Origin of the sequence: Micromonospora sp. NPDC005806 (assembly GCF_042871425.1) — a bacterium.
Taxonomy (GTDB): Bacteria; Actinomycetota; Actinomycetes; order Mycobacteriales; family Micromonosporaceae; genus Micromonospora.
In genome coordinates, this window is record NZ_JBIAIL010000001.1 from 1 (window position 1) to 13422 (window position 13422).

The 13422-nt window shown below is 69.9% G+C and carries 14 protein-coding genes; all 14 read right to left on the reverse strand.

Annotated elements, in window-relative coordinates; translation table 11 throughout:
• Positions 1-130: 130 nt before the first annotated feature.
• Positions 131-586: a DUF2550 domain-containing protein gene (locus ACFYOS_RS00005; protein WP_387134101.1), complete on the reverse strand. Its 456-nt coding sequence runs from the start codon at positions 584-586 to the stop codon at positions 131-133.
• Positions 587-598: 12 nt separating this feature from the next.
• Positions 599-877: a F0F1 ATP synthase subunit epsilon gene (locus ACFYOS_RS00010; protein ID WP_265007408.1), complete on the reverse strand. Its 279-nt coding sequence runs from the start codon at positions 875-877 to the stop codon at positions 599-601.
• Positions 878-1012: 135 nt separating this feature from the next.
• Positions 1013-2155 carry an LCP family protein gene (locus ACFYOS_RS00015; RefSeq protein ID WP_387134104.1) on the reverse strand — a complete coding sequence of 381 codons (1143 nt, stop codon included), beginning with the start codon at positions 2153-2155 and terminating at the stop codon, positions 1013-1015.
• 218 nt (positions 2156-2373) lie between these two features.
• Complete coding sequence (gene atpD, locus ACFYOS_RS00020) at positions 2374-3810, reverse strand: F0F1 ATP synthase subunit beta (RefSeq protein WP_387134106.1); 1437 nt, start codon at positions 3808-3810, stop codon at positions 2374-2376.
• Positions 3810-4739: a F0F1 ATP synthase subunit gamma gene (locus ACFYOS_RS00025; RefSeq protein WP_387134108.1), complete on the reverse strand. Its 930-nt coding sequence runs from the start codon at positions 4737-4739 to the stop codon at positions 3810-3812. Before ACFYOS_RS00025 ends, atpD begins: the two co-directional genes overlap by 1 nt.
• Before the next feature lie 2 nt (positions 4740-4741).
• The gene (gene atpA / locus ACFYOS_RS00030) at positions 4742-6394 is read right to left on the reverse strand and encodes a F0F1 ATP synthase subunit alpha (protein WP_387134110.1); all 1653 of its coding nucleotides are present in this window, start codon (positions 6392-6394) and stop codon (positions 4742-4744) included.
• Between the two features lie 85 nt (positions 6395-6479).
• Entirely contained in the window at positions 6480-7301 is an 822-nt protein-coding gene (locus ACFYOS_RS00035) for a F0F1 ATP synthase subunit delta (protein ID WP_387134112.1), read from the reverse strand.
• Positions 7301-7840 carry a F0F1 ATP synthase subunit B gene (locus ACFYOS_RS00040; protein ID WP_387134115.1) on the reverse strand — a complete coding sequence of 180 codons (540 nt, stop codon included), beginning with the start codon at positions 7838-7840 and terminating at the stop codon, positions 7301-7303. The genes ACFYOS_RS00035 and ACFYOS_RS00040 overlap by 1 nt, the downstream gene beginning before the upstream one ends.
• 27 nt (positions 7841-7867) lie before the next feature.
• Positions 7868-8110, reverse strand: a complete 243-nt coding sequence (locus tag ACFYOS_RS00045; RefSeq protein WP_387134118.1) for a F0F1 ATP synthase subunit C — start codon at positions 8108-8110, stop codon at positions 7868-7870.
• A gap of 65 nt (positions 8111-8175) precedes the next feature.
• Positions 8176-8973, reverse strand: coding sequence for a F0F1 ATP synthase subunit A (gene atpB, locus ACFYOS_RS00050; protein ID WP_387134120.1), 798 nt, complete (start codon positions 8971-8973; stop codon positions 8176-8178).
• 11 nt (positions 8974-8984) lie between these two features.
• Positions 8985-9221 (reverse strand): hypothetical protein, encoded by a 237-nt coding sequence (locus ACFYOS_RS00055; protein WP_387134122.1) that lies wholly within the window; start codon positions 9219-9221, stop codon positions 8985-8987.
• Positions 9222-9432: 211 nt separating this feature from the next.
• Entirely contained in the window at positions 9433-9864 is a 432-nt protein-coding gene (locus ACFYOS_RS00060; RefSeq protein ID WP_387134126.1) for a hypothetical protein, read from the reverse strand.
• The gene (gene glyA, locus ACFYOS_RS00065) at positions 9857-11146 is read right to left on the reverse strand and encodes a serine hydroxymethyltransferase (protein WP_387134129.1); all 1290 of its coding nucleotides are present in this window, start codon (positions 11144-11146) and stop codon (positions 9857-9859) included. The genes ACFYOS_RS00060 and glyA overlap by 8 nt, the downstream gene beginning before the upstream one ends.
• Positions 11147-11224: 78 nt before the next feature.
• Positions 11225-13336: a transglycosylase domain-containing protein gene (locus ACFYOS_RS00070; RefSeq protein ID WP_387134131.1), complete on the reverse strand. Its 2112-nt coding sequence runs from the start codon at positions 13334-13336 to the stop codon at positions 11225-11227.
• Between the last annotated feature and the right edge of the window lie 86 nt (positions 13337-13422).

Genomic DNA, 13422 nt, shown 5'->3' on the forward strand with positions numbered 1-13422 from the left:
GCGGCCCCCCCACCGCCGCCCCCCCCCCCGTGCCCCCCCCCCTGACCCCCCCCGCCCGCCCGGAGCCGGGCACGGCGGGCCACACCCGCCAACCCCAACCACCGAGACAAACGGAACCACAGACGACCGGTCAGGCAGCAGGCCAGTCCTGGGAGGCCAGACGTGGCGAGACCGCCCCGGGCGGGGCGGCCTCGAGCCAGGAGAGGAAGCCGGTGACCGTGGACCGTGCCATGGCGATCTCGACCGGCGCGTGGTTACTGGTACAGCGGAGGATCACCCAGTCGGTCGGCATGGAGAGCTGTTCCTGCCCCTCCGGCAGCCGGCGGCGCTCCACGGCGAGCACCTTGCGGGAAAGCACCCGCTTGGGACGCAGGGCGAAGCTGAACATGCGATACCAGCGGAGTTCGTCGCCGACGAAACGGGCGAAGCCGGGTGACCAGCCTCGCCCGTCGAGGATCGTGGAGACCCGGACGCTGAGTCGGATGATGCCTCCGTTGCGGGTGAACAGAGCCCGCCGGATGAAGAGGATCAGAAGCGCGGCGAGCACGACCGCGACGCCGATTCCGATCCCTTCCACGATCTCCATCGGCGGGTCGGCTCAGCGCGCCGGGGTGGCGGGGGTGGCGCTCTCGGCGAGGACGGTGACGCCCTCACCGGTCACCGACAGGAAGCCGCCCGCGATGTCGTAGGCGAGCTGCTGGCCGCCGGCCTGCTTGATGCGTACCTGGCTGGGCTCTGCGAGCTGGCCGAGCAGGGGCGCGTGCCCCGGCAGCACACCCAGCTCACCCTCGGTCGTCCGGGCGACGACCATCTCGGCCTCGCCGGACCAGACCTTCTCCTCGACGGCTACGAGCTCGACGTGAAGCTGCTGTGCCACGCTGTCTCCTTGCTGCGGCGGCGGATTGCCGAAAGTCTAGTCGCGGCCCTGATGGTCACCCAACGCGGGTGGCGAGAGCTGCGCCACGTCACGTCAACGGGCCCCGACGCCCGCCGGGGACCGTTGGCGCTCAGGCTACTTGTTCTTCTGCTTGAAGTCGGGGTGCTCGAGCATGAACGCGTCGAGCTGCTCGTTGCGCAGCGCCGCGAAGAAGTCCTCGGCCGGAGGCAGCAGTCGCTCCCCCTTGTACGCGCCGGTGCTGGGGACGGGGCCGCCCGGCAGCTTGATCGTCTCGATCGAGTCGGAGCGGATGTTCTTGAGGGCGAGGGCGAAGTCGACCACGCTGTTGCCCCGGCCGTTGAAGATCAGCGACTGCCCGGCCGCGCGGAGCACCCGGTCGAGCTTGACCGGGTTGGTCGCCACGTCGGCGCTGAACGCCTGGTCGACCATCGCCTTGATGAACTGCTGCTGGTGCCGCTGCCGGCCGTAGTCGGCGTCCGGAACGCCGTTCTTCGGATAGCGCTGCCGCACGTAGTCCAGCGCCTGCCAGCCGTTGAGGTGGGCGTCGCCCTTCTTGTACTCGGCCTGCGGGCCGAGGTAGCCCCCACCGCCCGGCTTCAGCTCGCGCATGGTGCCGTCGGGCTTCCGGTGCTCGGACTTCACATCCCGCTCGATGTACATGTCGACGCCGCCCATCGCGTCGACGATCTTCTTGAAGCCGGTGAAGTTGATGATCGCGCCGGCGTCGAAACGCTCGATCCCCGTGACCTGCTGCACGGTCTTGGCGAGCAGCTCGAAGCCGCGCGCGGCGTCCGGGTTCTGCCCGGGCACCCGGCTGCCGAACGACATGGCGGCGTTGAGCTTGTCGGTGCGCCCGGAGAAGTTGGCCTTGGGGAACTCGGGGATGTCCACCCGCAGGTCCCGGGGCAACGAGAGGAGGTAGCCGCGGTCCAGGCTCGCGGGCACGTGCAGGATCATGATCGAGTCGGCCAGCGGCGGGGTCTCCGGCTTGCGGGGGTCGATACCTACCAGCAGGATGTTCAGCGGGCCCTTGATGTTGCTCTTCTTCTCCGTGGCGCCGGCCGCCTGGTCGCCGAAGAGGTCCCCCTTGCCCACCGCGCCCTCGTAGCGGTTGACCAGCGTGTGGTAGCCCACCAGAGTGGCGCCGCTCAGCACCATGAGGACCACGCCGAAGACGGTGCACACCCGGGCCCACCGGGGGACACCCCGCCAGATGGACTGCTTGCCGCCGTCCTTGCCGGCCTTAGCCACGAGCATCTCCAATCGTCACGCCCACGATTGGTAGACGGGCGCACGGATCCGTTCGGTTGCAAGAGATCAACGCCCATGACGTGGACGTCGTGTCACGAAACGGTACCGCGCGGTCTGCCGAACCGCTTGCCGCAGAACCGGACATCTGCTACTGCACCGCCCCGAACAGGCGAAGGCCGCCCCGACATTCGTCGGGGCGGCCTTCGTGGAGTGTGACGAGAGCCTCAGCTCTCCATCAGCTCCTTGGCCTTGCGCTCCAGGTCCTCGAGACCGCCGCACATGAAGAAGGCCTGCTCAGGGAAGTGGTCGTACTCGCCCTCGCTGATCTTCTTGAACGCCTCGATGGTCTCCTTGATCGGGACCGTCGAGCCCGGCACGCCGGTGAACTGCTCGGCGGCGTAGGTGTTCTGCGACAGGAAGCGCTCGATCCGCCGGGCCCGGCCCACGGTGATCTTGTCTTCCTCGGAGAGCTCCTCGATGCCGAGGATGGCGATGATGTCCTGCAGGTCCTTGTAGCGCTGCAGGATCCGCTTCACCTCGGTGGCGACCTGGAAGTGCTCCTGGCCGACGAAATCCGCGGCGAGGATCCGGGACGAGGACGCCAGCGGGTCCACGGCCGGGTAGATGCCCTTGTCGGAGATCGACCGCTCCAGGTTGGTGGTCGCGTCCAGGTGGGCGAACGTGGTGGCCGGCGCCGGGTCGGTGTAGTCGTCGGCGGGCACGTAGATCGCCTGCATCGAGGTGATGGCCTGGCCCCGGACGGAGGTGATCCGCTCCTGGAGCTCGCCCATCTCGTCGGCCAGGGTCGGCTGGTAACCCACGGCGCTCGGCATCCGGCCGAGCAGCGTGGAGACCTCGGAACCGGCCTGGGTGAAGCGGAAGATGTTGTCGATGAAGAGCAGCACCTCCTGCTTCTGCACGTCGCGGAAGTACTCCGCCATGGTGAGCGCGGAGAGGGCGACCCGCAGCCGGGTGCCCGGCGGCTCGTCCATCTGGCCGTAGACCAGCGCGGTCTTCTCGATGACGCCGGACTCGGTCATCTCGGCGATGAGGTCGTTGCCCTCACGGGTGCGCTCACCCACGCCGGCGAAGACCGACGTACCACCGAAGTTCCGGGCCACGCGGGTGATCATCTCCTGGATGAGCACCGTCTTGCCCACGCCGGCGCCGCCGAACAGGCCGATCTTGCCGCCCTTGACGTACGGGGCGAGCAGGTCGATGACCTTGATGCCGGTCTCCAGCATCTCGGTCTTCGGCTCCAGGTCCGCGAAGGCCGGGGCCTTGCGGTGGATCTGCCAGTGGTCGTCGGGGGTGAGCGTCTCGCCCTCGCGGAGGTTGAGGACCTCGCCGATGGCGTTGAACACGTGACCCTTGACCGCGTCGCCCACCGGCACAGTGATCGGCGAGCCGGTGTCGCGCACCTCGGTGCCGCGGACCAGGCCGTCGGTCGGCTGCATGGAGATGGCGCGGACCACGTTGTCACCCAGGTGCTGGGCGACCTCGAGGGTCAGCGTCTTCTCGCCGCCGGAGAGCGTCACGTTCACGTGCAGGGCGTTGAACAGGTCCGGCATGGCGTCGCGCGGGAACTCGGCGTCGACGACCGGGCCGATGACCCGGACCACGCGACCCGTGGCCGTCTTGGTCTCTACTGGGGCAGTCATCACACTTCACTTCCCGCCGCGGCCAGCGCGTTCGCGCCGCCGACGATCTCACTGATCTCCTGGGTGATCCCGGCCTGGCGGGCCGAGTTCATCTCACGCGTGTACTTGTCGATCATCTCTTCGGCGTTGTCGGTGGCGCTCTTCATCGCCCGCCGCCGGGCCGCCGACTCGCTGGCCGCCGACTCCAGCAACGCCGCGTAGATCCGCGTGTTGATGTACCTCGGCAGCAGCGCGTCGAGCAGCGCGTCCGCCTCCGGCTCGAACTCGTACGCCGGCAGCAGACCCTCGGACCGGGGCCGGTCCTCGACCTGCATCGGACCGATGATCCTCGCGACCGGCGTCTGGGTCATCAGCGACTTGAACTCGGTGTAGACGATGTGCAGCTCGTCGATGCCGACGATCCCGTCCGCCCCGGCCTGGCCGTTCACGTCGTCCGCGCCCGCGGTGAACGCCTTGATCAGCGTCTCGCCCACCTCACGGGCGTCGGCGAAGTCCGGCTGCTCCGAGAAGCCGGTCCAGTTCGCCGCGATGTCCCGGTTGCGGAACCGGTAGAACGTGACGCCCTTGCGGCCGATGACGTAGAGCACCGGCTCCTTGCCGTCGGCCTTCAGCCGGGCGATCAGCGACTCCGCCGTCTTGATCGCGCTCGTGCTGTAACCGCCGGCCAGACCCCGGTCTGCGGTGACCAGCAGGACGCCGGCCCGCCGCACCTGCTCGCGCGGGGTGAGCAGCGGGTGGTCGATCCGGGAGTTGGACGCCAGCGCCGTGAGCACGTCGGTGATCGCCTTGGCGTACGGCAGCGACGCCGCCACCCGGGCCTGGGCCTTGGCGATGCGGCTCGTCGCCACGAGCTCCATCGCCTTGGTGATCTTCTTCATCGACTTCGCCGAGCGGATCCGTTGACGAAGAACGCGTACCTGGGCGGCCATGATCAGCTCTCAGCCGGGCGGTCGGTCGTGCCCTCGCGGAAGCGGGTCACCGTCTCGCGGGCCTCCTCGCCCTCCAGCGCCTTGGCCGGGGCCTCGTTGATCCGCGGCTCCTCCTCCTTACCGAGGAAGAGCTTCTTGAAATCGGTGATCGCCGAGTCGAGGGAGCCGATGATCTCGTCGTCCCACTTGTTGTCCGCGATGGCGGCCAGGACGCCCTCGTGCTTGTGCCGGAGGTACTGCAGGAACTCCGACTCGAAGCGCTTGATCTCGCCGACCGGGATGTCGTCGAGCTTGCCCTCGGTGCCGGCCCAGACCGAGACGACCTGCTCCTGCACCGGGTACGGCGAGTAGTTCGGCTGCTTGAGCAGCTCGACCAGGCGGGAGCCGCGCTCCAGCTGGGCGCGGGAGGCCTTGTCCAGGTCGGAGGCGAAGGCGGCGAACGCCTCCAGCTCGCGGAACTGGGCCAGGTTGAGCCGGAGCGAACCGGCGACCTTCTTCATCGGCTTCACCTGCGCGGCGCCACCGACCCGGGAGACCGAGGTGCCGACGTTGATGGCCGGCCGGACGCCCTGGTTGAACAGGTCGGTCTCCAGGAAGATCTGGCCGTCGGTGATGGAGATGACGTTGGTCGGGATGAACGCCGAGATGTCGTTCGCCTTGGTCTCGATGATCGGCAGACCGGTCATCGAGCCGCCGCCCAGCTCGTCGGAGAGCTTGGCGCAGCGCTCCAGCAGCCGGGAGTGCAGGTAGAAGACGTCACCCGGGTACGCCTCGCGGCCCGGCGGGCGGCGCAGCAGCAGCGACACGGCCCGGTACGCCTCGGCCTGCTTGCTCAGGTCGTCGAAGACGATCAGGACGTGCTTGCCGCCGTACATCCAGTGCTGGCCGATGGACGAGCCGGTGTACGGGGCGAGGTACTTGAAGCCGGCCGGGTCGGAGGCCGGGGAGGCGACGATGGTGGTGTACTCCATCGCGCCGGCCTCCTCCAGCGTCCCCTTGATGGAGGCGATGGTGGAGGCCTTCTGGCCGACGGCGACGTAGATGCAGCGGACCTGCTTCTTCGGGTCGCCGGAGCGCCAGTTGTCCCGCTGGTTGAGGATGGTGTCCAGGGCGACCGTGGTCTTGCCGGTCTTCCGGTCACCGATGATCAGCTGCCGCTGGCCCCGGCCGATCGGGGTCATCGCGTCGACCGCCTTGATGCCGGTCTGCATCGGCTCGAACACCGACTGCCGGGACATCACGTTCGGCGCCTGCAGCTCCAGCTCGCGGTAGCCCTCGTTCGCGATGTCGCCGAGGCCGTCGATCGGCTGGCCGAGCGCGTTGACCACGCGGCCCAGGAAGGCGTCGCCGACCGGCACGGAGAGCACCCGCTCGGTGCGCTTGACGCGCTGCCCCTCCTCGATGCCGCCGTAGTCACCGAGGACGACGACACCGATCTCCCGGACGTCGAGGTTCAGCGCCACGCCCAGCGTGCCGTCCTCGAACTCCAGCAGCTCGTTGGTCATGGTCGAGGGGAGACCCTCGACGTGGGCGATGCCGTCGCCGGCGTCGGAGACGGTGCCGACCTCCTCGCGGGAGACGTCGGCCGTGTAGGAGGAGACGTAGCGCTCCAGGGCGCCGCGGATCTCCTCCGTCGAGATGGTCAGCTCGGCCATCCTCTGCTTCCTTAAGTATCAGGGGCCCGGGATACCTAGTACCGACCGGTCCGATGGCGTCGAATCAGGGCTGCTAAGACGCTGGTCAGCGCTTCGCGAGCGCGTTGCGGGTCTCGTTGAGGCGGCGCAGGACGGTGCCGTCGTACAGGTCGGAGCCGACCCGCACACTCACCCCACCGAGCACGTCAGGGTTCACCGTCTGCTTGACGGAGACCTCCCGACCGTACATCTCGGAGAGGCGGGCCCCGAGGCGTCGCTCCTCCTCGTCACTCAGCGGGGCCGCCACGGTCACGTACGCGACCTGACGGTCCCGCCGGTCGGCGGCCAGCTCGACCAGCCGGGTGAGCGCCCCGATGAAGGAGCGTCCCCCGAAGCCGGCGAGCGCGGCCTCGACGAGGCGGACGGTGACCGGCCGGGCCTTGCCGGCGAGCAGCTGGTCGGCCAGGGTGGCCCGCTGCTCGGCCGGGGCCATCGGGTCGGAGAGCGCGTTGGACAGCTCGGGCGAACCGGAGACGACCTGCCCGAAGCGGAACAGCTCGTCCTCGACCTCACCCAGCTCGCCGGCCTTCTCGGCGCTCGCCAGGAGCGCCTCGACGCCCAGCCGCTCGGCGCCGTCGAGCAGTTGCGACGGGGCCGACCAGCGGCCGGAGACCAGCGCGGCGAGCAGGTCGAGCGCGTCGGCGCCGACCTTGCCGCTCAGGATGCCCGTGAGCAGTCCGGTGCGGTCCTCGCCCGAGCGCGCCGGGTCCGACAGCGCCCGGCGCAGCCGCGGCTCGCGCCGCAGCAGGGCGGCGACGGAGAGGATGTCGTCGGCGGTGGAGGCCACCGCCGACGGCTCCGCGCCGCGGGCGTACGCGTCGAGGCGCTCGGCCGCGACCTTGTACGACTCCCGGCTGGCGGCCTGCATCAGCGGGCCCCCGTGCTCTCGAGACCGCTCAGGAACCGGTCCACGGTGCCCTTGCGACGCGCCTCGTCGGCGAGCGACTCACCGACGATCTTGCTGGCCAGGTCCACCGCGATGGTGCCGACCTCGGTGCGCAGCTCGCGCACGATGGTGGCCCGCTCGGCGGCGAGCTGCTCCTTGCCGGCGGCGATGATCCGGTCGGACTCCTCACGCGCCTTGGCGAGGATGTCCTGCCGGATGCCCTCGGCGTCGGCCCGGGCGTCGTCGCGGATCTTGGCGGCGTCGGTACGCGCCTCCGCGAGCTGGGCCCGGTACTGCTCGAGCAGCTTGTTGGCCTCGGCCTGGGCGGCCTCGGCGCGCTTGATGCCGCCCTCGATCGCGTCGACCCGGGCCTGGAACGTCTGCTCCATGCGCGGGAAGACGAACTTCATGAGCACGACGCAGAGCAGGATGAAGGCGATCCCACCGACCACGATCTCCTGCCAGGCAGGGATGATCGGGTTGTGGGTCGCCCCACCGCCCTCAGCGGCGAGGAAGTACATGGAAGACCTCCCGGTCAAAGGGCGGGATCAGGAAAGCGTGCCCTGCCAGATGAAGCCGAACGCGATGCCGAGCAGCGCGAGCGCCTCGATGACGGCAAAGCCGATCCAGACGTACGGCAGGGTCATCCGGGACGACTCCGGCTGCCGGGCGGTGGACTGGATGTAGGCCGAGAAGACCAGGCCGACGCCGATACCCGGGCCGATGGCGGCGAGGCCGTAGCCGATGGCGGCGGTGCTGCCAACTACACCTTGCGCGGCGAGAACGTCCATTGGTTGGTTCCTCCTGGATATCACGCGTGACGATCACGCGAGACGACAACGGTTGGTGCGGTGGATCAGTGCTCTTCGGCGAGCGCGCCCTGTACGTAGCTGGCGGTCAGCACGGTGAAGACGTAGGCCTGCAGGACGATCACCAGGAACTCGAGGAAGGTGAGCGCGATCGTCATCACCCAGGACAGCACCGAGACCGGCGCCAGCCAGGCGTTGGCGCTGATCATGGCGAAGCCACCGAGCGTGAAGACCAGCAGGAGCATGTGGCCGGCGAACATGTTCGCGAAGAGACGGACGGCGAGCGAGAACGGCCGGACCAGGAACGTCGAGAAGAACTCGATCGGGATCAGCAGCGGCAGGATGTACCAGGGCGCCGGCGGGATCAGAGAGTTCTTGAAGTACTTGACGAAGCCGTGGTGCCGGATGCCGATCCAGTTGAACATCACGTAGCTGATCACGGCGAGGAACGCCGGGAAGGCGATGTGCGAGTTCGGCGAGATCTGGAAGAACGGGATGATCGCGAACGCGTTCGTCAGCAGGATGAAGCAGAAGAGCGTGGTGAAGTACGGCGCGAACCGCACCCCCGCGTGCCCGATCATGTCGACGGCGATGTTGTTCCGCACGAAGCCGTAGATCGACTCGGCGAACCACTGCTTCTTCGTCGGCACCAGCTTCGGGTTCCGGTAGCTGGCCAGGAAGAAGATGATCAGGACGCCGACGGCGAGCCAGACCATGGCCGTGATCTTCGTGAACCAGTAGTTGTCGTGCGCACCCCAGGGCAGGATGCTGGGCAGGTAGAAGTCCTCCACGCTGGGTGGGAATTCCGCCTGGCCCTGAGCCAGGACGTTCGCCTGTCCGAACACCGCGTCCCTTCCTAAGTAGGCGTGCCCAGGCGGCGGACGACCAGGATGATCCCCCCGGCCATGCCGAGCACGACCCCGACCCCGGTGGCGATGCCGCCGGTGTCGAGCCAACGGTCGACCAGCCAGCCGATGAAACCCCAGACGAGCATGCCCCCGATGAGGTATGAGAGCGCGGTCCAACCCTGACCGGCACCGGACGGAGAGTCGCCCGGGCCGCCAGCGCTGGGGGGTTTCTGGTCACCGGCCATGACGGGGCGAACGATATCAGTCGAGGAGACGAGGCTGTGCCTCACCCCCCGCACAACCTGGTTGTGTGGGACACGGGTGGGCGAAGTCGTCTGGAGGCACGCTACTCCTCCCTCGCCACTGAGAGAATGACCGATCACGGACACATCGGCGTGCCGCCCGAAGGATGGGACAGCGCCGTCGATCGACTCCGCAGATGTCCGCGCGGTGTACTCAGCGAGACACCCGGCGGGCGTGCACCGTGGCCAGCCACCGGATGTGCACGCCGGTCCAGACCACCACGCCGGCCGCGATGCCCAGGCAGAACGGGATCAGTCCCGGCCAGCCGGTCGACGCCACCAGCACCATCACCCCACCGAGCAGGGAGAACTTGGCGAAGTAGAGGCCGAGCCCGAAGGGCAGCACCAGCTGCGGGTCGCGGGCGTCGGCCCAGGCCAGCACGACGGTGGTGAGCGTGTAGCTGAGCGCGGTGACGGCCACCCCGGCCGCCGCGCCGAGCGCGCCGTCCGCGCCGCGGGTCACCCCACCCACCACCGCCGCCGGCGCGGCCAGCGCCGCCGTCGCGATCAGCAGCACCGGCAGGTGGCGCAGCCGCCAGCCCCGGTCCGCGGCCGCCTCCGCCGCTCGCGTCCCCGGCTCAGCCACGGGGGTACGCCGGGAAGGCGGTGACCAGCTCGGTCACGTCGGCGGCGATCCGGGTCAGGTCGTCGGCGCCCCCCGGCGACTCCGGGTCGGTCCGCACCGCCCGGGCGATCAGCGCGGCGATCCGGCGCATCTCCCCCTCCCGCATGCCCTGCGTGGTGACGCTCGGGGTGCCCACCCGGATGCCGGAGGCGACCATCGGCTTCTGCGGGTCGTACGGGATGGCGTTCTTGTTCAGGGTGATGCTCGCCGCGTCGCAGCGCGCCTCCGCGTCCGCGCCGGTGACCCCCAGCTCGCGCAGGTCGATCAGGGTCAGGTGGGTGTCCGTGCCGCCGGAGACCGGGCGCATCCCCTCGGCGGCCAGCCCGTCGGCGAGCGCCTGGGCGTTGCTGATCACCTGGGAGGCGTACGCCCGGAACTCGGGCTGGGCGGCCTCGCGCAGGGCGACCGCCTTGGCCGCGACGGCGTGCATCAGCGGGCCACCCTGGGTGAACGGGAAGACCGCCTTGTCGATCCGGGACGCCAGCGACTCCCGGCAGAGGATCATGCCGCCGCGCGGGCCGCGCAGCACCTTGTGGGTGGTGAAGCAGACGACGTCGGCGTACGGCACCGGGGACGGGATGGCCCGGCCGGCGACCAGCCCGATGAAGTGCGCCGCGTCCACCATCAGGTACGCGTCGACCTCGTCGGCGATCTCCCGGAACCGGGCGAAGTCGATCAGCCGCGGGTACGCCGTCGCGCCACAGATGATCATTTTGGGCCGGTGCGCGAGGGCCAGGTCGCGTACCTCGTCGTAGTCGATCAGCTCGGTGTCCCGCCGGACGGTGTAGCCGATGGTGTGGAACCACTTGCCGGAGAAGTTCACCCGGCTGCCGTGGGTGAGGTGCCCGCCGTGCGGCAGGTCCATCGCCAGCACGGTGTCGCCGGGCTGCACGAGGGCGGCGTACGCGGCCAGGTTGGCGCTGGCGCCGGAGTGCGGCTGGAGGTTGGCGTGCTCGGCGCCGAACAGCTCCGTGGCCCGGGCTATGCCGATCTCCTCGGCCCGGTCCACCTCGGCGCAGCCGCCGTAGTAGCGCCGGCCCGGATAGCCCTCGGCGTACTTGTTGGTCAGCGTGGAGCCGAGCGCGGCCAGCACCGCCGGCGAGGTGAGGTTCTCGCTGGCGATCAGTTGCAGGCCGCTACGCAGCCGTTCCAGCTCCCCCAGCAACACCCCCGCGATCTCCGGGTCGGCGGCGCTCAGCTGCTGGAAGTCCGGCCCCCAGAAGGGCTCCCTCGCGTTCTCCACAGCGTAGGAGTCTACGGAGCCGCACCTCGGCTGCGGGACGTACCGTGAGCCACGACCGTTGCCCAGCCGGCCTGACCATCAGTTGCCGGCGCGGGGGGCGGTGCGGCGGTAGGCGACGGTCTGGCTGGGCGGGACGAAGTCGAGCACCGGCTGGGCGCGCAGCGCGTACACCAGCAGCTGGCCCACGGCCGCGATCTGCCGGACCTGCACCCCGCCGCCGACGGCGTCCCGGGGGTCGTCCGGGTTCGCGGCGATGGTGGCGACGGCGAGCTGCGGGGTGAAGGCGACCACGGTTTCCGTCGCGTTCCGCTCCGAGCTGCCGGTCTTGCCGGCGAGTGGCCGACGCAGCCCGGGCCGGAGCTCCTCGGCGGTGCCGCCGTTGCAGCGGCGGTACATGGACTGGTCGCCGACCGGGCAGCGGGCCGCGTCCACGGCCGCCCGGGCCACGTCGGTGTCGAGCACCTGGCGACAGTCCGCGCTCCCGGCGGCCACTTTCCGACCCGAGCTGTCGGTGATGGAGCTGACCGGGGTGGGCCGGCACCAGACCCCCTCGGCCGCCACCGTGGCGTACGCGTTGGCCAGGTCGAGCGGGGTGCTGGCGGAGACGCCGAGGGTGAACGCGCCCCAGTTCTTGGCGCCGTCCCGGGCCAGCTTGGCGTCGTCGGGCGCGCGGAACACGATGCCCAGCCGCTCGGCCATCTCCACCACCCGGTCCGCGCCGACCCGCTCGGTCAGCCAGGCGAAGTAGCTGTTGACCGACCGGCCGAACGCGCTCCACATGGTGTGCTCCCCGTCCATCCAGAGCGGGTTGGCGTTGGCCGGGCACCAGTGGCCGCCGCAGTTCGCCGTGCCGCCGTCGATCGGGTACCTGGTGACGTACTTGCTCGGCGCGTCGAACCGGGTGTCCAAGGGCAGGCCGGACTCCAACGCGGCCAGCAGCGCGAAGAGCTTGAAGGTCGAACCGGCCTGATAGCCGACGATCCCGCCGCCCCCGGCGATGAGCTGGTTGACGGTGTTCGGGTAGTTCTGCTGCCCGTTCGGGTTCCCGGCCACGCTGTAGTTCCGGTTCACCGCCATGGCCAGCACCCGGCCGGTGCCGGGCTGCACCACCGCGGTCGGTGCGGCGCGCTGGTTGGTCTTGGCGTAGACCGCCAGCACCTGCTCCATGGCCTTGCCCTGCACGTCCGGGTCGAGCGAGGAGACGATCTTCCAACCGCCGCGGCGCAGCGTCCGCTGCCGCTCGTCCGCGGACTTGCCGAAGGCGGGCTGGGCGTTCCACCACTGGGTGAACCAGTCGCAGAAGAAGCCCCAGTCGTTGTGCGCGGCGGGCACCGCGGTGCAGTCGTTCGGCGTGGCGCTGGGCTCGAGGTCGAGCTGCTCGGCCTTGGCCTGTGCCGCCGTCGCCGCGTCCACCTGCCCGGTCTCCACCATCCGGTCCAGCACGTACGCGCGGCGGCTCAGGGCGGTGTCGGCGTTGCCGTTGATCGGGTCGTCGGCGGCCGGCGCGCGGACCAGCCCGGCCAGCAGCGCGGCCTGGGCCAGGGTCAGCTGCGCCGGCGTGGTGGAGAAGTAACGCTTGCTGGCCGCCGCGATGCCGTACGCCCCGGCCCCGAAGTAGGCGATGTTCAGGTAGCGGCTGAGGATCTCGTCCTTGCTCACCTCGCGCTCCAGCGCCAGCGCGTACCGCGCCTCGCGGATCTTGCGACCCAGGGTGATCTCGGTGGCCCTGGCCCGCTGCTCCGCGGTCAGCCGGGGGTCACTGGCCAGCGCGTTGCGGACGTACTGCATGGTCAGCGTGGAGGCGCCCTGCCGGGTGCCCTCCCGCCCGTTGACCGCGAAGGCCCGCACCACACCACGGACGTCGACGCCGTGGTGCTGGTAGAACCGGACGTCCTCGGCGGCCACCATGGCCTGCCGCATGACCGGCGCCACCTCGTTGACCGGCACGTCCACCCGGTCCTCCACGTAGAACGAGGTGATCAGGGTGCGGCCGTCGTTGGCGTACAGGTTGGAGCGCTGGGCCGGCTGCGGCGCGCGCAGCGACTCCGGCAGCTCCGCGTAGGGCATCAGGTTCTTGAAGCCGAGCCCGAACACCAGCGCGGCCGGCAGCGCTGCCGCGGCCAGGGCCAGTCCGGCGAGCACGCCGGCGAGCATGACGGTGAACAGCTTGTCGAGACGGGCGCGGTTCATCAGCTCTCCCCGCAGGAGCCGGCCTTACGGACCCGTCCAGAATGACCTGAATCGGTGGTTTCGCCGCTATCTTCGACAAAACGCGC